The 20,879-nt window shown below is 42.7% G+C and carries 20 protein-coding genes; 5 read left to right on the top strand and 15 right to left on the bottom strand.

Annotation, left to right across the window (positions count from 1 at the left end):
• Both GFB48_RS08465 and GFB48_RS08460 read left to right on the top strand, forming a co-directional pair.
• Positions 1 to 363, top strand: coding sequence for a HopJ type III effector protein (locus GFB48_RS08465; protein WP_163933928.1), 363 nt, complete (start codon positions 1 to 3; stop codon positions 361 to 363).
• Entirely contained in the window at positions 357 to 1,079 is a 723-nt protein-coding gene (locus GFB48_RS08460; protein ID WP_163933925.1) for a hypothetical protein, read from the top strand. Before GFB48_RS08465 ends, GFB48_RS08460 begins: the two co-directional genes overlap by 7 nt.
• Before the next feature lie 107 nt (positions 1,080 to 1,186).
• On the opposite strand, the gene GFB48_RS08455 is transcribed toward GFB48_RS08460, so the two are convergent.
• Complete coding sequence (locus GFB48_RS08455) at positions 1,187 to 2,158, bottom strand: methylenetetrahydrofolate reductase (protein WP_163933924.1); 972 nt, start codon at positions 2,156 to 2,158, stop codon at positions 1,187 to 1,189.
• A gap of 227 nt (positions 2,159 to 2,385) precedes the next feature.
• Complete coding sequence (locus GFB48_RS08450; RefSeq protein ID WP_163933921.1) at positions 2,386 to 3,996, bottom strand: NAD(P)/FAD-dependent oxidoreductase; 1,611 nt, start codon at positions 3,994 to 3,996, stop codon at positions 2,386 to 2,388.
• Between the two features lie 180 nt (positions 3,997 to 4,176).
• On the opposite strand from GFB48_RS08450, the gene fdxA reads away from it, so the two are divergent.
• Positions 4,177 to 4,500, top strand: coding sequence for a ferredoxin FdxA (gene fdxA / locus GFB48_RS08445; RefSeq protein ID WP_163934044.1), 324 nt, complete (start codon positions 4,177 to 4,179; stop codon positions 4,498 to 4,500).
• Positions 4,501 to 4,541: 41 nt separating this feature from the next.
• On the opposite strand, the gene GFB48_RS08440 is transcribed toward fdxA, so the two are convergent.
• The 11 genes from GFB48_RS08440 to GFB48_RS08390 all read right to left on the bottom strand — a co-directional run bounded on the left by GFB48_RS08440 (position 4,542) and on the right by GFB48_RS08390 (position 15,302).
• A complete protein-coding gene (locus tag GFB48_RS08440; protein ID WP_163933918.1) occupies positions 4,542 to 4,898 on the bottom strand; it encodes a cupin domain-containing protein in 357 nt (118 codons plus the stop codon).
• Between the two features lie 2 nt (positions 4,899 to 4,900).
• On the bottom strand, positions 4,901 to 6,178 hold the full coding sequence (locus GFB48_RS08435) for an FAD-binding oxidoreductase (protein WP_163933916.1): 1,278 nt from the start codon (positions 6,176 to 6,178) through the stop codon (positions 4,901 to 4,903).
• Between the two features lie 48 nt (positions 6,179 to 6,226).
• Positions 6,227 to 6,901, bottom strand: a complete 675-nt coding sequence (locus GFB48_RS08430; protein WP_163933913.1) for a TorF family putative porin — start codon at positions 6,899 to 6,901, stop codon at positions 6,227 to 6,229.
• Between the two features lie 134 nt (positions 6,902 to 7,035).
• Positions 7,036 to 8,529: an aldehyde dehydrogenase gene (locus GFB48_RS08425; RefSeq protein WP_163933910.1), complete on the bottom strand. Its 1,494-nt coding sequence runs from the start codon at positions 8,527 to 8,529 to the stop codon at positions 7,036 to 7,038.
• A gap of 31 nt (positions 8,530 to 8,560) precedes the next feature.
• Complete coding sequence (locus GFB48_RS08420; protein WP_163933907.1) at positions 8,561 to 9,103, bottom strand: helix-turn-helix domain-containing protein; 543 nt, start codon at positions 9,101 to 9,103, stop codon at positions 8,561 to 8,563.
• Positions 9,100 to 9,927, bottom strand: coding sequence for an ABC transporter permease subunit (locus GFB48_RS08415; RefSeq protein WP_205597705.1), 828 nt, complete (start codon positions 9,925 to 9,927; stop codon positions 9,100 to 9,102). The genes GFB48_RS08420 and GFB48_RS08415 overlap by 4 nt, the downstream gene beginning before the upstream one ends.
• Positions 9,927 to 10,847 carry an ABC transporter permease subunit gene (locus GFB48_RS08410; RefSeq protein ID WP_163933901.1) on the bottom strand — a complete coding sequence of 307 codons (921 nt, stop codon included), beginning with the start codon at positions 10,845 to 10,847 and terminating at the stop codon, positions 9,927 to 9,929. Before GFB48_RS08410 ends, GFB48_RS08415 begins: the two co-directional genes overlap by 1 nt.
• A 2-nt stretch (positions 10,848 to 10,849) precedes the next feature.
• Positions 10,850 to 11,968, bottom strand: a complete 1,119-nt coding sequence (locus GFB48_RS08405; RefSeq protein WP_163933898.1) for an ABC transporter ATP-binding protein — start codon at positions 11,966 to 11,968, stop codon at positions 10,850 to 10,852.
• 60 nt (positions 11,969 to 12,028) lie between these two features.
• Positions 12,029 to 13,123 carry a polyamine ABC transporter substrate-binding protein gene (locus GFB48_RS08400; RefSeq protein WP_163933895.1) on the bottom strand — a complete coding sequence of 365 codons (1,095 nt, stop codon included), beginning with the start codon at positions 13,121 to 13,123 and terminating at the stop codon, positions 12,029 to 12,031.
• A 59-nt stretch (positions 13,124 to 13,182) separates the two neighbouring features.
• Entirely contained in the window at positions 13,183 to 14,529 is a 1,347-nt protein-coding gene (locus GFB48_RS08395) for an aspartate aminotransferase family protein (protein ID WP_163933893.1), read from the bottom strand.
• Between the two features lie 2 nt (positions 14,530 to 14,531).
• Entirely contained in the window at positions 14,532 to 15,302 is a 771-nt protein-coding gene (locus GFB48_RS08390; protein WP_163933890.1) for a gamma-glutamyl-gamma-aminobutyrate hydrolase family protein, read from the bottom strand.
• Positions 15,303 to 15,523: 221 nt separating this feature from the next.
• Between GFB48_RS08390 and GFB48_RS08385 the strand changes: the two genes are divergently transcribed.
• Positions 15,524 to 16,873: a glutamine synthetase family protein gene (locus tag GFB48_RS08385; RefSeq protein ID WP_163933887.1), complete on the top strand. Its 1,350-nt coding sequence runs from the start codon at positions 15,524 to 15,526 to the stop codon at positions 16,871 to 16,873.
• Between the two features lie 122 nt (positions 16,874 to 16,995).
• Here GFB48_RS08385 and GFB48_RS08380 read toward each other — a convergent pair whose 3' ends face one another.
• Positions 16,996 to 18,270 carry an FAD-binding oxidoreductase gene (locus tag GFB48_RS08380; RefSeq protein ID WP_163933885.1) on the bottom strand — a complete coding sequence of 425 codons (1,275 nt, stop codon included), beginning with the start codon at positions 18,268 to 18,270 and terminating at the stop codon, positions 16,996 to 16,998.
• Positions 18,271 to 18,515: 245 nt separating this feature from the next.
• Here GFB48_RS08380 and GFB48_RS08375 point away from each other — a divergent pair, with 245 nt between their 5' ends.
• Positions 18,516 to 19,850, top strand: a complete 1,335-nt coding sequence (locus GFB48_RS08375) for a glutamine synthetase family protein (RefSeq protein WP_163934041.1) — start codon at positions 18,516 to 18,518, stop codon at positions 19,848 to 19,850.
• Positions 19,851 to 19,892: 42 nt separating this feature from the next.
• Here the strand turns inward: GFB48_RS08375 and GFB48_RS08370 are convergent, their stop codons facing one another.
• On the bottom strand, positions 19,893 to 20,792 hold the full coding sequence (locus tag GFB48_RS08370) for a LysR family transcriptional regulator (RefSeq protein ID WP_163933883.1): 900 nt from the start codon (positions 20,790 to 20,792) through the stop codon (positions 19,893 to 19,895).
• Positions 20,793 to 20,879 lie beyond the last annotated feature (87 nt).

Raw genomic sequence — 20,879 nt, 5'->3', positions numbered from 1 at the left:
ATGGCGCACGCGATTCCAATGGCAGAGCTTATACAAAGGCTGCAACAAAATCAGACTCTCAGTTTTAAACAGGTCATTGAAACTATTGATCACTATTATGATTACCAACAAACTGATTTTCAAAATGGCTCGATATTGAACAGGGCCGGTGATAATGAGGGCTCTTGTAAAGTGTTCGCTTTTGCTAGCTTGCATCAGCTCGATAAACAGGCTACGTTAAATTGTTTTGCGGAACATTATCAGCAAGTATTACAGAACCCTGAAGGTGAGTGTCATCAAAATATTCGTCAGTTTATTAATCATGGCTGGCAGCAGATTAGCTTTAAAGACGCGCCTTTATCTTTAAGAGAAAATGAATGCTAAATATAGTAATGAGTTGTTCCAAAGCGTTGTGTAAATGGTTGCAGATAGAGTTGCCATTATTTCCAAGTGAATTGGGAAGTAAGGGCATTCGGCCAATCAATAGCAATCCCCAGCAAAGCATGTGGCAGTTACATTACATTAAGCAGGCGGGCTTAGCTAATCATTATGTGATTGCTGTAGAGTCATTTAGTCGTTATTGCATGATTTTACCCTACCTCATCAAGCCTAGCTTTGAGCAAATCCAGTTAGATATTGTGACGATTTGGTTTGATGAATTCGATGAAATTTGTCAGCAGCATACGCCTGCGGAAGTGAGTGAGATTCTATTTGAAGAAATGATGCAGACTCAGCCTCAATTTTATTGTTATCAAAATATGGATTTAAGCGTTCAAGGCCATATCAGTGATTGTCAGTTGTGGATGGATGAATATATGGCTGAGCATCATCTAGAGCGACTATCGGCAGGGGACGCGAGCAATTTAAGTCATCACATTAATAGCCGCCCAAAGAAGGCCAAAGCCATTGGCCAAAAACAAAAATTCTTTCCTTATCAACGCTTGTTTGAGGATGGGTTGTTTCGTTTTGGCTATCAATTTGGTTTAGATGTGCAATTACCTGATTATGCAGATATCCCTCCAATTAATCTGCATGCAGACCAACCTTTACCGGATAATGTTATCTCCTTAAAAGACTTTCAACGGACCCGATCACAGTAATCGATCAGTAACTCAGGCTACGGTTTCAGCTAAGTCGAACCCAGTATTGTTAGAGTCACTATAAATGGTGACTCTGATGGTGGAAATGGCTTAATTAGTTAGCCAAGCTATTGATTGTACACTTGCATAATTTGGTTGAGCGCGAGCTCTTGATCCATCGTGCCTTTTAACAACTTGTACATGTAAATGGAAGCATCGATTTCAGCTTTACGATTCGTTAAGCTCTCAATGTTTAACCCAAGTGGAATATTCAGAGGCAGCACGGCATCTAGAATTTGCTTAAGATTGGCATGATTAATCTTAATGGATTCATGCAGTGGGTCATCACTATTTAAAATGCGTTCACTGGTGGCAGCCGGAACTGAAACACCAAGCCAATTAATAAAATCTAAGGTTTTAGCACTACCACAAGGTGAAAACGTCAAAATAATTCGGTTTGGATTAAGCCCCTGAGCTCTGCATTCTGCCGCATAGCTGGTTAACATGTCTATAGTGGCTTGGGGGTTATAAACCGCTTGGGTAATGTAATACTCACAGCCTTGCTGTTTTTTACTGAGTAAGCGTAAGTGTTCATTGCCCTTACTTAGATGGCGCTCTGCAATCGCAACACCACCCAAATAAAAATCTTGTGGATGTTGATTAATCCCTTGATAGGCCTCAGCTAGGGATAACGAACGTGCAGCATCTGCAGAGGGGCTGCCCACCAGCACCAAGTCGCGAATATTGTTTTGATGCCAAGCACGCGATAACCACTCTTGAAAACTGTCGGCGCTGCAGCCGGCAACGCTTTTATAGGTGATCACAGGTTTAGCTGATTTTTGGTTGATTAATTGCGAATAAGTACCGGAATCATGGGTCGCTTTAAATGGGAAAGGACGTGGGCTGTCATTACGACTGGTTTCATCTTGAATGTCATAAACAATTAAACCATCAAAACTGATCTCATCTAAGCGTGCTAACAATTTATCGGCAATGGCACTCATTTGTGCGAAAGGGGTATCAATTTTAGGGGGGGTGGTGCCAATAAAATATATACCACGGTGATGATCACTTGATCTTTGTTTTAGTGTTTTTTTCATGCCCAGCTCAATAATTCGTTATCGCCATCAACCCAGCTGGCAATAATAAAACTTATTCAATCCAAGGTCGTGTCTAAATAGGGGTAACCTAAGATTAAAATGATTCTTACAATTTAGAAGTCTAGACGTCTAAAGTCAACAGTAAAGTGATGACTTATTTTCAATCTATAGTATGGTAATAAAAAGGCGTGCTGTTGGGCACGCCTAAGTAATAACGTTGACTAATTTTACGCTTTTGACATATCTAGCGCCAATGCTTCAGCGACTTTAATGCCATCAATACCTGCAGATAAAATTCCTCCAGCGTAACCCGCACCTTCACCAGCAGGGAAGAATCCTTTAAGAGTAATGCTCTGATAATCTTTGCCGCGTTTAATACAAACCGGTGATGAAGTACGAGTTTCGACGCCGGTTAATAGCGCGTCATCATCAGCAAAACCTTTAATTTTACGGTCGAAAGCTGGTATAGCTTCGCGGATAGCATCAATAGCAAATTTAGGTAAAGCCTTAGAAAGGTCGGTAAGATGTATACCTGGAGTAAAAGAGGGTTGCACATCACCGAGTTCAGTGGCATCTTGAGCTTTTAAAAAGTCACCAATTTTCTGTGCAGGTGCGTCATAATTCGCGCCCCCTAAATGGTAGGCGTTCGTCTCTAATTGACGTTGGAGTTTAATACCAGCAAGTGGATCGCCAGGGTAATCAACTTCGGGAGAGATGCCCACAACAATGGCGCTATTGGCATTACGTTCTGCGCGTGAATATTGACTCATGCCATTGGTGACTACGCGGCCTTGCTCCGATGTCGCTGCAACCACAGTTCCGCCTGGGCACATACAGAAACTATAAACGGTACGACCATTTTTACAATGGTGAACTAATTTGTAGTCAGCAGCCCCTAAGATAGGGTTGCCCGCATTTGGACCAAATCTCGCTTCATCAATCACCGATTGTTTATGCTCAATTCGAAAACCAACCGAGAAAGGTTTGGCTTCCATATAAACGCCACGTTGATGGAGCATCTCAAAGGTGTCTCGAGCACTATGGCCAACCGCCAAGATGACATGGCGACTATTGATAGTTTCACCGTTGGCAAGTACTAGTCCGGTAATTTGATCGCCATCGGTAATGATGTCATCGACACGGGTACTAAAACGAATTTCTCCACCAAGCTCGATGATTTTAGCGCGCATTTTTTCAATCATAGTGACCAGTTTGAAAGTGCCAATATGAGGTTTACTTACATAGGCGATCTCTTCTGGAGCGCCTGCGGCAATAAATTCTTCAATGACTTTGCGGCTGTAATGTTTTGGGTCTTTAATTTGACTGTAGAGTTTTCCATCGGAGAAAGTACCTGCACCACCTTCACCAAATTGAACATTCGATTCAGTATTAAGCTCTCGTTTACGCCAAAACCCAAAGGTATCTTTGGTGCGCTCTCGAACTTCCTTGCCTCTCTCTAAAACAATCGGTTTAAATCCCATCTGCGCGAGAATAAGGGCAGAGAAAAGTCCACATGGACCAAAGCCTATGACAACAGGCCTATCCCTTTGAGCGAGATCTACAGGGGCTTGGGCGACGAATTTATAAGCCATGTCTGGGGTTAATTTAACGTGTGGATCTGATGCGAATTGCTGGAGCAGTTGTGGTTCGTTAACGACATCGACATCTAAAGTATAAATTAATAAAATCTTGGCTTTTTTACGGGCGTCGTAACCACGTTTAAATAGGTTGTAAGAAAGCATTTGCTCAGGCTTAATCTTGAGCTTGTGTAAAATGGCTTTTTCAATGTCACCTTCGCCATGATCCAGTGGTAGCTTAATTTCGGTTAAACGTATCATAGATGTCTCTTCTTTGGTGTCTTTGCTCAGCGGTTGCTGGCTCACAATCGCGCGCATTTTACGTTAACTGTTAACTTGTGTCATATAATTAACTGCAACATCAAAAGTAGAACATTGTTTTGAAATTTACACCTATGAGGGTATTATCCTTGCCCAGTTATTTACCTGTGGAGATTAATGATGGCCTTTGTTGTCACCGATAACTGTATTCAATGTAAATACACCGATTGTGTGGCGGTATGTCCTGCAGATGCTTTTCATGAAGGACCCAACTTCCTCGCTATTGATCCTGTAGATTGTATTGATTGTGGTTTATGCGTACCAGAATGTCGTGCGAATGCGATTTTTCAAGAAGATGAATTACCAGCGGGGCAAGAAGTGTTTATTATTCTTAATGAAGATCTCGCGAAGCAATGGCCAAAAATAACAGAAGTAAAGCCTCCGCTAGCGGATGCCCAGAAGTGGAATGGTGTGGCAGACAAGCTCGATATGTTACAGAACTAATATAAAGCCATGACTTAGTGTCGCCATGGCTAAAGGGCATATTAATTGGACTTTTCAAATATCACATAGGTTTTTTTACAGCTTTTAATGGTATGCCAAACCCCTTTAAAGCCCGCGGGAATCACGAACTGTTCTCCCGCCTTAATGTGCATCACGGCACCATCGTGGCTTTTAATTTCAACCTCACCTTCTAGTAACTGGCAATACTCATGCTCGTCATAACTGACTTGCCAACTGCCAGGTTCACTGCCCCAGAAACCAACATGAAATTGGCCAGAGGGATCCGAGTAAAGATTGCTTATGTGTTGCTCTGCAGGGCCTTCGATGAGTTTATCTTTTGGGGTAGGATAATGTTCATACTGGGCTTGCTGTGGTGCTAACTTAATAATACTGCTCATCGTTAAATCCCTAATTGGTCACGCAAGTTATAATAAGAAGCCCCCAATGCAGTGAAAGGTATCTGTAAGGCTCTGCCACCAAATAATGGCAGATGGGGCAATTGACTGAAAGCATCAAAACGGCTCGCTTGGCCTTTAATGGCTTCAGCCACCAATTTTCCAGCCAAATGGGTACAGGTAACCCCGTGACCACTGTAACCTTGCATGTAGTATATGTTGTGACCTAATCGACCAAATTCAGGCAATCTTGAAAGGGTTAATAAGAAATTACCGGTCCACGCAAAATCTATTTTGATCCCTTTAAGTTGTGGAAAAGTTTTTTCAAGTTTAGGTCGTACTAAGCGCTCAATATCTTTAGGGTCGCGGCCTCCGTAGACCACACCGCCACCGTATAATAGGCGCTGGTCTGCGGTTATACGGAAGTAGTCTAAAAGATAATTACAGTCTTCAATGCAATGATTTTGTGGGATTAATTGTTGACACAATTCTTCACCAAGCACTTCTGTAGTGACGATTTGAGTGCCACAAGGCATGCTTTTTTTAGTTAGCTCTGGCATCACATGGGAAAGGTAAGCATTACCTGCAACCACCATAAACTTAGCACGAATTTTACCATTGGGGGTGTGCACTATGGTAGTTTCACCCGTTTCGACTTTAGTCACAGGGCTTTGTTCAAAGATGCGGCCGCCTAGTTGAGTGATCAGCTTGGCTTCCCCTAGGGCGAGCTTCAATGGGTGTATGTGACCACTAAGGCCATCGGTTAAGCCACCAACATAGCGTTGAGATTTTATGATAGAACCAAGGGACGATTGGTCATGCAATTGCATGGCGTTATTGCCATGTTGTTCCCACAAACGCTGGTGGTGCTCGAGCTCTCGCATTTGTTTGCCATTGACGGCAACAAATGCGCCTCCGCGAACATAATCACAATCAATGTTATCGACTTCAATCAGGTCACGAATGATTTGTCCGCCTTCAAACATCATGGCGGCTAAAGCATCGCCCGCTTGTTGACCGTACTTTTGACTAACAGTATCCACATCGCGGCTATAACTGTTAACGATCTGGCCACCATTTCTTCCTGTAGCACCGAAGCCAATGCGGTTCGCTTCTACAAGTACTACAGATAATCCTGCTTTGGCTAGATGTAACGCAGAAGACAGTCCGGTAAAACCGCCACCTAGTACACAAACGTCAGCATTAATATCTTCATTGAGTTGTGGGTAGGGGGTGCTGGTATCAGCACTGAAGCTGTAATAGCTGTCGATATAATCGCTCATATTTACTCCATTAAAAATGGCCGCTATAAAATAACGGCCATTAGGCGATTAGAAGTTGTAACTTACAGAAGCAGAGAAGCGTGATGATTCATCACCTTCAATGTCATTGGTCCAAGCGCTTAGCTCAAAACCAAAGTTTTCATAATCTTTGGTGAACGATGCGCGAGCCCAGTTGTAATCGCCATTTTCACCCCAGTCTTCCCATTTCTGTTGACCATATTCTACGCTGATAGCCATGTCTTCAGTTAAGGCATATTCTGCATAACCAGAGATATGTAGACCTTTGAGGTTATCAAAACCGCTTGCCGCGAGCACCGCGTAGTCAACATTTAAGCCAATGGTTAATTCGTCAGTTAAGTACTGACCAATATTACCGTGTAGCTCACCATAGTTGTAGTCAGAAGCATCGACTAAAGCATAGTAAATTAGGTTGGCATCATAGAAGAAACCACTTTCAGTTTCACCATAGTAACCACCCCAGATGTCAATTTCGACATCCTTAGTTTCGCCATCATCAGTTTGTGATGCCCAAGCACCAGTATACCAGCCTGACTCAGCTTCCCAATCGATACCAGCTTGTAGCGCAGGTTTCTTATCGTTAAGGCTGACAGCACGGAACATGTAATCAGAGTTGAGGGTTACGTAACCACTTAATTCAGCAGATGCACTAAAAGAAAGACCCGCTAAAACAGAAGCCGCAATTAGTTGACGTTTAAATTGCATAGTTTTTTCCTTCATTGGATTTATTGTTGTTATTCGCGTACAACTTAACCGCAAGGGTTGGGCGACCAGTCATCACCGGTCGCCGGATTTATGCTTTTAGCACAAGTATGCTTGGCTAAACATGCATAAAATTATTAACTAAGGTCAATCCATGTTGTTTTGACTTCAGTATATTTATCTAACGCATGCAAAGACTTATCGCGGCCATTACCTGATTGCTTAAAGCCACCAAAAGGCACAGTCATATCACCATCGTTATAATTGTTAATCCATACCGAGCCGGCGCGAAGTTTTTTAGCCATGGTATGAGCTCTCTTTAAACTTGCGGTCCAAACGGCAGCGCCAAGTCCATAATCGCTGTCGTTAGCGATTTGAATGGCATGTTGTTCATTTTCAAAACGGATCACTGACATTACCGGGCCAAACACCTCTTGACGGGCAATCGCCATAGCATTATCCACTTCTGTAAAAATCGTTGGCTCAACAAACGCACCGGTTTCAGTGCATAGCGCGGCGTTGCCACCGAGTGCTAAATGGGCACCAGAGACCTTGGCTGTGGCTATTTTATCGAGCACGCCACACTGATGTGCTTGGTCGACTAAGGCGCCCATGTTGGTACTTGGATCTAAGGGATCCCCAGGTCGAAAGCGTTTGCTGGCTTCGATGACTTTAGCAACGAAGCTGTCATAGATAGAAGATTCAACTAACAAACGAGTCGCGGCCACGCAGACTTCTCCTTGGTTGTAGAAACAGCCAGAGGCCGCAGCTTGGGCCGCTTTATCTAAGTCAGCATCAGCAAAAACGATATTGGGGTTTTTGCCACCAGCTTCTAACCAAACTCGCTTCATATTGGATTCACCAGCGTAGATAAGCAATTGTTTGGCGGTTGCTGTTGAGCCCGTAAAGACTAAGGCATCAACATCATTGTGTAATGCGAGTGCTTTACCAACTTTATGACCAAAGCCTGGTAGTACATTCAGCACCCCATCAGGTATACCAGCTTGTTGGGCGAGTTCGGCGAGTTTAATGGAAGTAAGGGAAGCTTTTTCAGATGGTTTTAGCACTACTGAATTGCCCGTAGCCAGTGCCGGAGCGATTTTCCAACATGCCAACCATAATGGAAAGTTCCATGGTGTGATGGCCGCCACCACACCGATAGGCTCGCGAGTGATCATTGCGACTACGTCATCTTGAGTTGGCGCAACCTCGTCATAAACTTTATCGATTGCTTCTGCGTGCCAACGGATAACATCGGCACTGCCAGGAATATCGACATTGAAACTTTCAGAAATAGGCTTGCCCATATCTAAGGTTTCTAAAGCCGCTAACTCAGTCGCATTTTGATCAACTAAGTCCGCTAATTTTAAAAGTACTTGTTTACGTTTTTTGGGGGCCATAGTACGCCAATGACCCAGCTCAAAGCTGTCTCTGGCGGCATTCACGGCTGCATCGGCATCAATGCTGTCACATTCGGCGATCTGACAAAGCAACTGGTTATTGGCTGGGTTAATACAATCAAAACGAAGCCCTAAACTGGCATCACAGTATTGTCCATTGATAAAGGCGCGAGATTCTATGCTGAGTTGCTCGCAATACTCTCGCCATTGTTGATACGTCCACGTTGTCATTGTTACTCCTAATGTGATGATCACTAAGCCATTAAAAATTAGCGGGTGAGATAGCACTGACTATCTGGCACTCGCTATTGGACTTGTTAATAAATTTATGGGGAATTTCGGCGTTAATGTAATAACAGTCTCCCTCTTTTACTTGATAGCTTTGCTGCCCTTGAATAATGTAAATTGAACCCTGCAACACTAAACCGGCCTCGTCTCCAGGGTGGGTGATGAATTCATCACCAGTGCCATGCTGAGGAGGGTAATTTTCAAGCATAAAGGTCAGTTTTCTATTTTCAACATTTGCGCCCACTAATAGATAACTAACCCCTTTTGCACCGATATCCGGCAACTCGCTTTGCTTGTAAATAATGGGTGAACTGTTTTCAATATTTTGACTAAAAAAAGAACTTAAGGAAGTGTCTAAGCCCATAAGTATTTTATGTAAATTACTTATCGATGGACTAACCGTATCTCGCTCGATCATGGATAAAGTACTGTTAGGAAGTTCAATACTTTTAGCAAGTTGGCGCTGAGATAGGCCTTGTTGCTGCCGTAATTGCTTGATACGTTGTCCTACTTTCATTTTTTAGCGACCAATTGCATGTCTCGAACACGGGCTTTCTCTAAGCGGCGGCTATACCACCACGCGATCAATACCAGTGTTGAAACTAAGCCAATAATAATTGTTGCCAATGCATTGATTTCAGGGCTAACACCCATTCTTACAGAAGAGAAAACCACCATCGGCAATGTAGTCGAACCGGGCCCTGAAACAAAGCTGGCAATAACTAAATCATCCAAGCTTAGGGTAAAGGCTAATAACCACCCAGATAATAAAGCTGGGGCAATCATTGGCAAAGTGATAGTAAAGAACACTTTTAATGGCGGGGCGCCAAGATCTTGTGCAGCTTCCTCAATCGACATATCCATTTCACTTAAGCGGGAACCGACAACCACAGCCACATAGGCCATACAAAACGTAGTATGGGCGATGAAAATGGTCGTCATGCCACGTCCTGCTGGCCAGCCCCAAAGCTGAGCCAATGCAACGAATAGAAGCAATAAAGATAAACCAGTAATCACTTCAGGCATAACCAAAGGTGCGGTGATCATACCCCTTAGCATGGTGCTCCCTTTGAATTTAAACCTGGCCAAAACAAAAGCGGCAATTGTTCCTAGGATCACTGCTGCAGTGGCCGCATAAAAAGCGATAGTTAAAGAGTTGCCAACAGCGTCAAGCAACTTATCATTTTGCGCTAGCTCACCATACCATTTGGTTGAGAAACCAGCCCAAACTGTCACTAAGCGGGATTCATTAAATGAAAAAATGACCATAATGAGCATAGGCGCATAAAGAAAAAATAAGCCAGCCCATAACATAAATCGACTAAATGAAAACTTCATGATTAGGCCTCTTCTTGCTTGTTTTGGTAACGGTCAAACCACATTAAAGGGAGAATCAAAAACAATAACATTACGATGGCAACTGCCGAGGCCACCGGCCAATCACGGTTATTGAAAAATTCTTGCCACAATACTTTACCTATCATTAGAGTTTCAGGACCACCGAGGAGTTCGGGAATAACAAACTCACCCACAGCAGGAATGAATACCAGCATACAGCCTGCAATAATGCCAGCTTTAGTAAGTGGGATGATCACTTTAAATAAAGTAGCAATAGGCGTCGCACCAAGGTCATAGGATGCTTCTACTAGGGAGTTATCCAATTTCATCATATTGGCGTAAAGTGGCAGCACCATAAAGGGCAGATAGGCATACACGATACCTATGTAAACGGCGATATCGGTATGCATCATGATTAAAGGTTCATCAATAAAGCCAAGGGATAATAAAGCGTTATTAATGTAGCCATTGGGCTTTAGAATACCTATCCACGCATAAATACGAATTAGAAAAGAAGTCCAGCTAGGTAAAATAACCAGTAATAACAATACATTGCGGCTTGATGCAGGGGCGCGACTGATAGCCAAGGCCATTGGGTAGCCAATAAGCAAACAAAGTAAGGTAGAGATTAGAGCAATTTTTAAAGAGCTCCAATACGCTTCCAAATAGAGTCCATCCTGCCACAAATAAGCGTAATTATTTAGGTTTAGGTCAATATTGATATGACCATCTTCAACAGAAAATAATGGCGTGTAAGGTGGAATAGCAATTTGTGTTTCAGCAAAGCTAATTTTTAAGACGATAATAAATGGAATTAAGAAAAACAGTAATAGCCATACATAAGGGATCGAGATGACACCTTTACGGGAATATGAACTAAATTGCTCTTGAACCTTTGACCATAGATGTTGAAGTCTTGCCATTACTAGTCCTCCATTACGACACATGAACCTGGTGTCCAAGACACATACACTTGTTGTTCCAGTTCAAAAGGTTGTTGTAGGCGACTATCGTTGGTCATGGTTACCTGAATAAACTGGTCATTAGGTAATAGGATATGGTAAATACTGTGTTGACCTAGGTAGGCAATATCATCAATGATACCGGCTCCCCAATTATATTTATCCGTTGGCTGTTCGACGCTAATGTTGACTTTTTCAGGCCTAACGGCAACGGCAACGGGTCGCTGTCCTATGGGGCCACTGATGCCATGGTCGATATAAATTGGAGCAGATAAATTAGGGGCATTGACGATTACATAGGAAGGCTCTTCTTCGGCAATGGTGCCCTCAAACATATTGACGCCGCCAATGAAGCCTGCGACATAACGGCAGTTGGGGTACTCATAGATTTCATGGGGGGAGCCGACTTGCAGGATTTCACCACTGTCCATGACTGCAATACGGTCCGCCATGGTCATGGCTTCTTCTTGATCATGGGTTACCATCACACAGGTCACGCCAACTTGCTTAATAATATCAACCAGCTCAAGCTGCATTTCACCGCGTAATTTTTTGTCAAGTGCTCCCATTGGTTCGTCTAACAGCAACAGCTGTGGTCGTTTGGCCAAGCTGCGAGCTAATGCCACACGTTGACATTGTCCTCCAGATAGTTGTGCAGGCTTTCTTAAGCGGTAACTTTCCATATGAACGAGTTTAAGCATTTCATTTACACGCTTATTAATATCGCTCTTGCTCATATTGGTTTGCTTTAGGCCATAGGCAATATTCTGTTCTACCGTCATATGTGGAAATAAAGCATAAGACTGAAACATCATATTAAATGGACGTTTGTAAGGGGCAATGTGAGCGATATCATTGCCATCAAGGAAGATATTACCTTCTGTCGCAGTTTCAAAACCTGCTAGCATTCTTAGTAGTGTTGATTTACCACAGCCGGAACCGCCGAGTAAGGCAAAAATTTCACCCTGGTGAAACGATAAATTGACGTCTCTTACAGCTATGTTTCCATCAAAACTTTTAGACAAGTTTTTAAGCTCAAGTAAGACCTCTCCCTGGGTTTTAGATACATGTTTTAACGTCATGATTGCTTCCTTAGCAAATACAGGGGAGCCAAGCTCCCCTTGCTATGTTAGATAATAAAGTTATTTACCGGCTTTAATATCAGACCAAGCGCGGTTAGTGATACGTGACACTTTGGCTGGCATAACATCAAAGGTATATAGCTTGTTCATTACCTCAACAGGAGGATAAATATTCTCTGCAGCAGTGATCTCAGGATCAATCAATGGTGTTGCTGCCTTATTACCGTTTGGATACCAAACATAATCAGTAATGCTGGCAGTTACTTTTGGTTCTAAAATGTAGTTGATGAATTGGTGAGCACCAGCAGCATTGGTTGTGTCTGCAGGAATGGCAAGCATATCAAACCACATACCAGCACCTTCTTTAGGGATACTGTAATCCACGGTCACGCCATTTTCAGCATCTGCAGCTCGATCGGATGCCTGCATAACATCACCACTCCAACCAATCGCTAAACAGATGTCACCATTGGCTAGGTCATTGATGTATTGTGAAGAGTGGAAGTAACGAATATGTGGGCGCACAGACTTTAATAGTTCAGCAGCTTTCTCAATATCGGCTTTATTATGTGTATTTGGATCTAGACCAAGGTAATGTAAAGCGGCAGGGATCATCTCTGATGCAGCATCAAGACTTGCCACACCACAGCTTGCTAGCTTGCTAATGTTCTCTGGCTTGAAGAATAAATCCCAGCTGTCCACTTGGAAATCTTCACCAAAGATCTCAGCGATTTTTTCAACGTTATAACCGATACCAGTGGTACCCCAAAGGTAAGGAACTGCATGGGCATTAGCGGGATCAACACGCTCAAGCTTTTTCATTAGTACCGGATCAAGGTGCTTAATATTTGGGATTTTTGAGCGATCAAGCTTCATAAACACGCCAGCTTGAATTTGACGCCCTAAGAAAGATGCAGAGGGTACCACAACATCAAAACCGGTATTTCCTGTAAGCAATTTAGCTTCTACGACTTCGTTAGAATCAAAAACATCATAACTGACTTTAAGGCCGGTTTGGGCTTCAAAATTAGCGATAGTGTCTTCTGCAATGTAGTCACTCCAATTGTAAACTTTTACAGTTTCCGCTTGAGCATTAAATGCTAATGAGCCTACGACTGCTGCAACAGCAATCCCTAATTTGTTAATTTTAGACATGTTATTTTCCTTTTTGTCCAGGGTTGAATATCTGACAGGGGATTTTCCTTAACATCAGACTACTTCAACTGACTTAAAGTCAGATCCAAAGCCTGCCAAGCTTTTTGTGTTAACGTTTTCACATCTTCACGATTTAAAATAAATGGAGGGGCAATAATCATCGTGTCGCCAGTCGCTCTCATGACTAAACCCGATTGCAATGACGCATCACGACAAATTGTCCCAGCACTGCCTTTGCTATCAAAACGTTGGCGACTTTGTTTGTCTTTTACCAGCTCTAAAGCACCAACAAAGCCTAGGCAACGAGCTTCACCAACTAAAGGATGCTCCCCCAGTTCAAGCCAAAAATCCTGCATGGCTTGAGAAAGCTCAGTCTCAACTTTGTTGATGTAGCCATCATCTAAGATATCCAATGTCGCCAGTGCCGCAGCACAGGCAACAGGATGTCCAGAATAGGTATAGCCATGGGCGAAGTCGTCATTCAATTGATATAAGGCGGCCGAAACTCGGTCACTTAAAATGACACCACCAAGAGGTTGGAAGCCGTTGGTCACTGCTTTGGCGAAAACGATCATATCTGGCTCAACGTTGTAAAATTGACTGGCAAACCATTTACCGGTGCGGCCAAAACCGAAGATCACTTCATCAACAATCAAGAGTATGCCGTACGCTTTACAAATCCTCTGAATTTCCGGCCAGTAGCTGGCTGGAGGAATGATTACACCACCGGCTCCCTGAATGGGCTCAGCAATAAATGCGGCGACATTATCTGGCCCTAGCTCAAGAATTTTTTGTTCTAATTCTCGAGCAGCAACTAAGCCAAATTCATCTTGAGAAAGTTGGGTGTCAGCGCCAAACCAATAGGGTTGGGCAATATGGTGAATTCCCCCCAACGGCGCGAATTGCTCGTGCATAAACTTCATGCCACCAAGGCTGGCACCACCTATAGAGCTGCCATGATAGCCGTTAGTGCGAGCAATGATTTGTTTACGCTTAGGTTGACCTTTGGCATCCCAATAACGATGGATAATTCGAATGACAGAGTCATTCGCCTCTGAACCAGAGTTAGTAAAAAATACCTGATTCATGTGCGCTGGAGCGCGGCTAGTAATGGCCGCTGCTAATTCTGTTGCCCTAGGGTGTGTGCACTGAAAAAAAGTATTGTAATAAGGCAGTTCTTGTAACTGTTGAGCGATGGCTTGATTGATCTTGGGTTGGCTGTAGCCCAAGTTACAACACCATAGCCCAGACATCCCATCCAGCAGTTCATTACCATTAGCATCATAAATATAGGCACCTTCAGCATGGGTAATTACCCGTGTACCAGTCTGATTTAATTCAGTTTGGTTACTGAAAGGGTGCAAATGGTGCTTTGCATCTAATTGTTGTAAGGCTTGTTGGTCCATAACTACTTCATATCCTTGTGAAAGCGATGACAGGCATCGATAAAGCTATTAATTATTTTTTTATTTTGGGGGTATTGCTCGGGTTTCCACTCAGGATGCCATTGCACGGCAAATAAGAAATTCAACTTCGGGTGAGAAAAGGCTTCTATTAGGCCATCGCTTGCACTTGCTTCAACAATCAAAGGCTCTCCGAGGCGATTAACACCTTGCATATGGATAGAGTTGACTTCAATTTGTGGTTGTTCAAACCACTGTGACATCAATCCGCCTTGATGAATATTTACTGCATGTGCAGGCGCATATTGTTGTGCTAATGGTGCGTTTTTATCTTCTCGGTGATCATTGAGCCCGCTCACTTCGTGAACGCGATGGTGCAGCGTGCCACCAAAAAATGCGTTTAATTCTTGAAAGCCGCGACAGATCCCTAGAATGGGCAAATTATGTTCCGTTGCCTTGCGAATCAATTGCCAATTACTGGCATCGCGCATTGGATCGGTTTGGGCGTCGTCATTCTCTGCAGCTTGTTCACCATAATAACTAGGGTGCAAATTAGAGTATGATCCGGTTAATAACAGGCCGTCAAGTTGGCGAATATATTGCTCTTGCAAGGATTCATCTAATAGATCAAAGAGTGCAGGTAACACCACAATCATGGCTTGATTGGTGTCAGTTAATGCACGGATATATTTATCCCCGACTTGGTGGTAAGCGTGAGCACCGTTTTGTACAACATCAGCGCAAACGCCAATGATTAGTGGTAAATTTTGAACCATTTACTGCCCTTTGAGTGAACAAAATTTTGAATACAATAACAACCTATTGGAGTTGAGAGAAAAGTGCAAGAGTTGTTGTTAACACAATTGAAACAAATGTTAAACTAAGGTTTTAGGATTCTAAAACAAATAGTTGCTATTGATGTCTAGCCAAGTATTTGTCGATTGTGGTTAGATAACATGAAGGATGCTGTTCAAAATTATAAACACAGGAGAGTGTGATGGTATTAGATTCCTTTCTTGAGCAAAACCCAGAAGTGGAAGTGTTCGATTTAATTATTTCGGACTTAAATGGTGTCGCTCGTGGTAAAAGAATAAAACGAGAGGCAATCAAAGGTGTGCTCGATAATGGCATGCATATTCCTTTTTCTGTGTTGGCGCTTGATGCGACTGGAGAGACGGTTGAAGAATCAGAGCTAGGGCTAGAAATTGGAGAGCCAGATAGGATATGCCATGGTGATTTAAAAACCTTAGCAGTGTGCCCTTGGCAGCCGCAGCCATCGGCGCAACTTTTGTTTAGTATGTATGACTATGACCACAATCCAGTTGAGTTAGATCCCCGCCACCAAGTTAGAAAAGCGGTGGAATTATTTCACCAAAAAGGCTTAAGGCCGGTTGTTGCAGTAGAGTTAGAGTTTTATTTATTAGATAAACAACGTAATGAAAAAGGGGGGATTCAACCACCCATTTCACCAAAAACAGGCCTACGCGAAAACAGTACTCAATGTCATTCAATGATCAATTTAGATGATTTTGCTGACTTTTTGTTGGATGTAGATAAGGTGTGTCAACAGCAAGGTTTGCCGGCAGATACTGCGGTATCAGAATACGCGCCGGGTCAGTTTGAAATTAATTTACGTCACTGTGATGATCCGCTGTTAGCCTGTGATCACGCTATCATGCTCAAGCGGGTGATACATCAAGTTGCTGAAGCTCATGGTATGTATGCCACGTTTATGGCAAAGCCATACGGTAAACTAGCCGGCAGCGGCCTTCATATTCATGTCAGCATAGTAGATGAACATGGCAACAATGTTTTTGCTGAAGATGAGCCAGAAACCAACCGCTTACTAAACAATGCGGTAGCAGGCTTACTGCAAAATATGCAGCAAAGTACCGCTTTATTGTGTCCAAATATTAATTCATTTAGACGCTTGCAGCCGGATTTATATGTACCCATGTATGTCAACTGGGGGATAGATAACCGTACCGTTGCCGTTAGAATTCCAGCTGGAGAACCTCACAGCAGACGGGTTGAGCACAGGGTTGCAGGGGCAGACGCCAATCCATATATCGCCATGGCTACGGTACTTTATGGAATGTATGATGGAATAGATAAAGAGTTAACTGCCCCAGCACCGCAGTACGGCAATACTTTCGAAGTTGATAACCCGAGTTTGCCCGAGCGTTTGCATGATGCTGTAGAACTATTACGAAGTTCAGCTTTTTATAATGAATACTTTGGTCGTGAGTTCATCAAGGTTTACAGTGCATGTAAAGAACAAGAAATGTTGAAATTTGAACAAACGGTGACGTTGAAGGAATATGATTTTTATCTAAACACCATCTAAATGCAGCATAGTTAATATCAGCATTGCTGCACATGATGTTGCTTTGAAGTAATCAACAGTAAAAATGGCGCTATCACTTTAGGCAGATGGCGCCATTTTTTTACCCTATTGCGAATAGGAAATTAGTTGCCAATACGGTCTAGCAACGAATAATAAAGCATGCCGGCCACTAAACCAGGATAGCGCAATAGGGTGCCACCAGGAAAACTTGGGGTTGGGTATTTCGCCATGGCATTAAATTGTTCGGGGTTACCTTTAATGGCATCGGTAATCAGTTTGCCGGCTAGGGTGGCCAGCGCAACCCCATGGCCAGAGTATCCTTGGGCAACATAGATACAATCATCAATACAACTAAAATGAGGCATACGATTAAGGGTAATGGCTAACGTGCCCCCCCAAGCATAATCGAGCTGGGTATCTTGCAATTGTGGATAAATTTCCAACATATGTGGACGCACAAAATTCTTTATGTCTTTAGGGAAATGGGAAGAATAGTTCTCGCCACCGCCAAACAATAATCTATGATCTGGGGTTAGTCGGAAGTAATTAATCACAAATTTAGAATCGGCGACAGCATAATTATTACTAATTAAAGATTCAGCGACATCAGCGCCTAATGGTTCGGTAACGGCAATAAAATTATTAATGGGCATAATTTTACCCGCGACTTTGGGGAACAGCTTGCCTAAATAGCCATTACATCCAAGCACCACTTTTTTGGCATGAATCACACCATCAGCAGTTGTGATGATAGCACCACCATTGTGGCTTTTAATGTTTATCACTTCACTGTTTTCATACAGTTGTGCCCCAGCTTGTTGTGCTTGTAATGCGAGTCCCAATAAAAAATTAAGTGGGTGTAAGTGACCTGCTCGCATATCGAGCTCGCCACCATGATACTTATCAGTGCCAACGAGTTGTTGCAATTCGTCTTTTTCGATATAACGGGTATCTTGGTAACCATATTTATGTTGCAGTAAGGCCACATTTTCTCGCATATCTTGGCAATGGCTGGGTTTAAATGCGGTGTGTAAGATACCAGGGGCAAAATCACAATTAATTTGGTGTTCGTCGATTAAGTTTCTGACTAGGTCAACAGACTCAAGGGCAATGTTCCAAAGGGCTAAAGCGTGTTCACTGCCCACTTTTTTTTCTAAGCTAGCTTGGTCGACTCTTTGACCTGGGCTGACTTGCCCACCATTACGACCTGATGCGCCATAACCAATACTTTGGGATTCTAATAATGCGACGTTAAGGCCACTTTTTGCAGCAAAATATGCACTTGAAATGCCAGTTAAGCCTCCGCCCACAACACAGACATCAACTTGTTGTGTACCGCTAAAGCGGGGGCAGTTTAGGGTGATATTTTTAGTGGCTTGGTAAAATTGTTCCATCATGATTGGCCTTCCTACTTGTGCCTTTATAGGCGATTGGCAAAATGCTTAACCACAACAAATTAACATAATGAATTTTAATTCTATATGTAATTTATATTGAAAATTGTTATCTTTAGTTTTAACAAATATAACGTGAAACTCTAGACGAATGACTACAGCTTAGATATTTTGTTATCAATGTGAGTTCAATTGGATAGGCCAATACCACAGTTTAGAATTAACAGCCAAGAAGGTGTCCAATGGAAATGGAAGATGTAAAGAAGTGGCTAAATGGCCGTAGTATTACAGATGTAGAATGCTTAGTACCGGATATGACAGGTAATGCCAGGGGGAAATTTATTCCTGCTAAGAAGTTTATGGAGCAGGAAAGTCGCTTACCTGAAAGTATTTTAATTCAAACCGTAACCGGTGATTATACCAATGAGCATTATGACATTGTTAGCGAAACTGACAGTGATATGTTTTTGGAGCCGGACGTTGAAACCGCACGCGAGGTGCCATGGGCGAGTGAACGAACGGCACTGATCATCCATGATTGTTATCTATCAGATGGTCGTCCTCATCCGTTATCTTCCCGCAATGTGTTAAAGAAAGTTCTTGATTTGTATGCTGCAAAAGGATTGAAGCCAATTTTGGCTCCAGAATTAGAATTCTTTTTAGTCGCGCAAAATGCTGATCCGGACTACGAATTATCGCCACCTATCGGCCGTTCAGGAAGAAAGGAGACCGCCCGTCAAAGCTACAGTATCGATGCGGTTAATGAGTTTGAAACCATTATTGATCAAATGTATCAATATACTGAAAAAATGGGCTTAGGGGTCGATACCTTAATTCATGAATCAGGCGCAGCGCAATTTGAAGTCAATTTTTTGCATGGCGACCCATTAAAATTAGCCGATGAGGTGTTTTTATTTAAACGAGCTCTGCGTGAAATCGCTCTGAGTAATAATGTCTATGCAACCTTTATGGCTAAGCCTATGCGTAATGAACCCGGCAGTTCGATGCATATTCACCAAAGTGTCGTTGACACCAAAACAGGTAAAAATGTTTTTGCCAGTAAAGATGGTAAATATTCGCCAATGTTCTTTAACTATTTGGCGGGTTTGCAGAAATATGGTCACAATGCGTTAAGTTTCTTTGCCCCAAACGTGAACTCGTATCGACGCTTTTCCCCTGATAGTTCGGCGCCGATTAACTTTGATTGGGGTTATGATAACCGCACAACCGGTTTGCGTGTTCCTGATGCTGAACCTTCAGGCTTTCGAGTGGAAAACCGTTTGCCAGGTTCTGATGCTAATCCTTATTTAGCGTTTGCAGCCACGTTAGCATGTGGATATTTAGGAATTGAAGAAAATTTAACCCCAGAAGAAGCGAACACAGGTAACGCTTATACGGGCAAGATTGAAGTTTCCCGCACGCTTGAAGAGTCATTACGCATGTTGGATAAATGCGAACCTCTTAAATCCGTATTAGGAGATCATTTCTGTAAAGCCTACAGCGCCGTTAAACGCACTGAATATGAAGCATTTAACGAAGTGATTAGTTCTTGGGAACGAGAATTCTTATTACTGTCGGTATAATTTTTCAGGCACCAAGGCCTCGCCTTGGTGCTTTTTTGGGTGCTACTTTGCAAGGCAAGATAAGAAAAAATCTAACACCCTTTTATGGCGCTTACTTTGTTTAGTGGCAATAAAAAATTCGGCTGTTACTTGTAATTGCTCGGGTAAAAGTGCTCTCATTTCACCTTGTTGTACCCATCTCTTAGCATAATGTTCAGGTAAGAACCCAATATATTCATTGGTTAAAATTAAAAACGCAATACCATCACGGTTATTAGAAGTGGCACAGGCATTGAGTTGATTGAAGCAGCTTGGCAGGCTGATTCGATCAGAATAGGCAGGCAGAACCACACTGTGCTCAGTAATACATTGTAAACTTTCCTGCTGGTTAAATAGCGGGTGATCTTTAGCGCAATAAAGTTTAGATGTTTCATGATATAAAGGCATCAGTTTGAGGCCATCAATCGAGGCTAAACTTGGCATGACGCCGACATCGATTTCACCTTCAAGCAATCCCAAAGTGATCTCAGAGGGGTTACTCATCTTAATATTCACCTTAACCTCATCACTGCTGCGTTTTAATTGGGCTAGCGCATTGGTGATATCTTGGTTTGGGAGTGACACTAAGTTATCAATAATCCCAATATTCAAATCCCCTTTCAGCACAGAGTAGGTATTATTGACTTCATCTTGAAAAAGTTCAGTAGCAGCCATTAATCTTAATGCTGCATCATAAACCGTTTGCCCTTCAAGGGTTAGGCTAAAGCCACCACGGCCCCGGCTACAAAGAATCATACCCAGACGTTTTTCTAGATCAGAGACATATATAGAAATAGCGGAACGACTGAGATTGAGGACACCCTCTGCACCAGTAATGCTGCCAGCTTGTACCACGGCAATGAAGGTTTTTAATAGTTTTAAATCTAGGTTACTGACTTGTCTTAGCTTACGCTGGTTTAGCATACTGCTTCACTAAATAGTTAACATAATTACAAACTAAACTGTATCAGTTTCCTATTTAATGGCCAATTTATTTCGCATAACTTGAAT

It is taken from the genome of Paraferrimonas sp. SM1919 (assembly GCF_010993985.1).
Taxonomy (GTDB): Bacteria; Pseudomonadota; Gammaproteobacteria; order Enterobacterales; family Shewanellaceae; genus SM1919.
Note: the sequence above shows the minus strand (reverse complement) of the source record. Positions and strands in the feature narration are given on the sequence as shown.

Excerpts from the sequence above, each read along its gene's own strand:
- GFB48_RS08370 (WP_163933883.1), bottom strand. The coding sequence starts at position 20,792 with ATGCTAAACCAGCGTAAGCTAAGACAAGTCAGTAACCTAGATTTAAAA.
- GFB48_RS08375 (WP_163934041.1), top strand. The coding sequence starts at position 18,516 with ATGGAAGATGTAAAGAAGTGGCTAAATGGCCGTAGTATTACAGATGTA.
- GFB48_RS08430 (WP_163933913.1), bottom strand. The coding sequence starts at position 6,901 with ATGCAATTTAAACGTCAACTAATTGCGGCTTCTGTTTTAGCGGGTCTT.
- GFB48_RS08435 (WP_163933916.1), bottom strand. The coding sequence starts at position 6,178 with ATGAGCGATTATATCGACAGCTATTACAGCTTCAGTGCTGATACCAGC.
- GFB48_RS08440 (WP_163933918.1), bottom strand. The coding sequence starts at position 4,898 with ATGAGCAGTATTATTAAGTTAGCACCACAGCAAGCCCAGTATGAACAT.
- GFB48_RS08455 (WP_163933924.1), bottom strand. The coding sequence starts at position 2,158 with ATGAAAAAAACACTAAAACAAAGATCAAGTGATCATCACCGTGGTATA.
- GFB48_RS08380 (WP_163933885.1), bottom strand. The coding sequence starts at position 18,270 with ATGATGGAACAATTTTACCAAGCCACTAAAAATATCACCCTAAACTGC.
- GFB48_RS08395 (WP_163933893.1), bottom strand. The coding sequence starts at position 14,529 with ATGGACCAACAAGCCTTACAACAATTAGATGCAAAGCACCATTTGCAC.
- fdxA (WP_163934044.1), top strand. The coding sequence starts at position 4,177 with ATGGCCTTTGTTGTCACCGATAACTGTATTCAATGTAAATACACCGAT.
- GFB48_RS08410 (WP_163933901.1), bottom strand. The coding sequence starts at position 10,847 with ATGGCAAGACTTCAACATCTATGGTCAAAGGTTCAAGAGCAATTTAGT.
- GFB48_RS08390 (WP_163933890.1), bottom strand. The coding sequence starts at position 15,302 with ATGGTTCAAAATTTACCACTAATCATTGGCGTTTGCGCTGATGTTGTA.
- GFB48_RS08385 (WP_163933887.1), top strand. The coding sequence starts at position 15,524 with ATGGTATTAGATTCCTTTCTTGAGCAAAACCCAGAAGTGGAAGTGTTC.
- GFB48_RS08400 (WP_163933895.1), bottom strand. The coding sequence starts at position 13,123 with ATGTCTAAAATTAACAAATTAGGGATTGCTGTTGCAGCAGTCGTAGGC.
- GFB48_RS08425 (WP_163933910.1), bottom strand. The coding sequence starts at position 8,529 with ATGACAACGTGGACGTATCAACAATGGCGAGAGTATTGCGAGCAACTC.
- GFB48_RS08420 (WP_163933907.1), bottom strand. The coding sequence starts at position 9,103 with ATGAAAGTAGGACAACGTATCAAGCAATTACGGCAGCAACAAGGCCTA.
- GFB48_RS08460 (WP_163933925.1), top strand. The coding sequence starts at position 357 with ATGCTAAATATAGTAATGAGTTGTTCCAAAGCGTTGTGTAAATGGTTG.
- GFB48_RS08465 (WP_163933928.1), top strand. The coding sequence starts at position 1 with ATGGCGCACGCGATTCCAATGGCAGAGCTTATACAAAGGCTGCAACAA.
- GFB48_RS08450 (WP_163933921.1), bottom strand. The coding sequence starts at position 3,996 with ATGATACGTTTAACCGAAATTAAGCTACCACTGGATCATGGCGAAGGT.
- GFB48_RS08405 (WP_163933898.1), bottom strand. The coding sequence starts at position 11,968 with ATGACGTTAAAACATGTATCTAAAACCCAGGGAGAGGTCTTACTTGAG.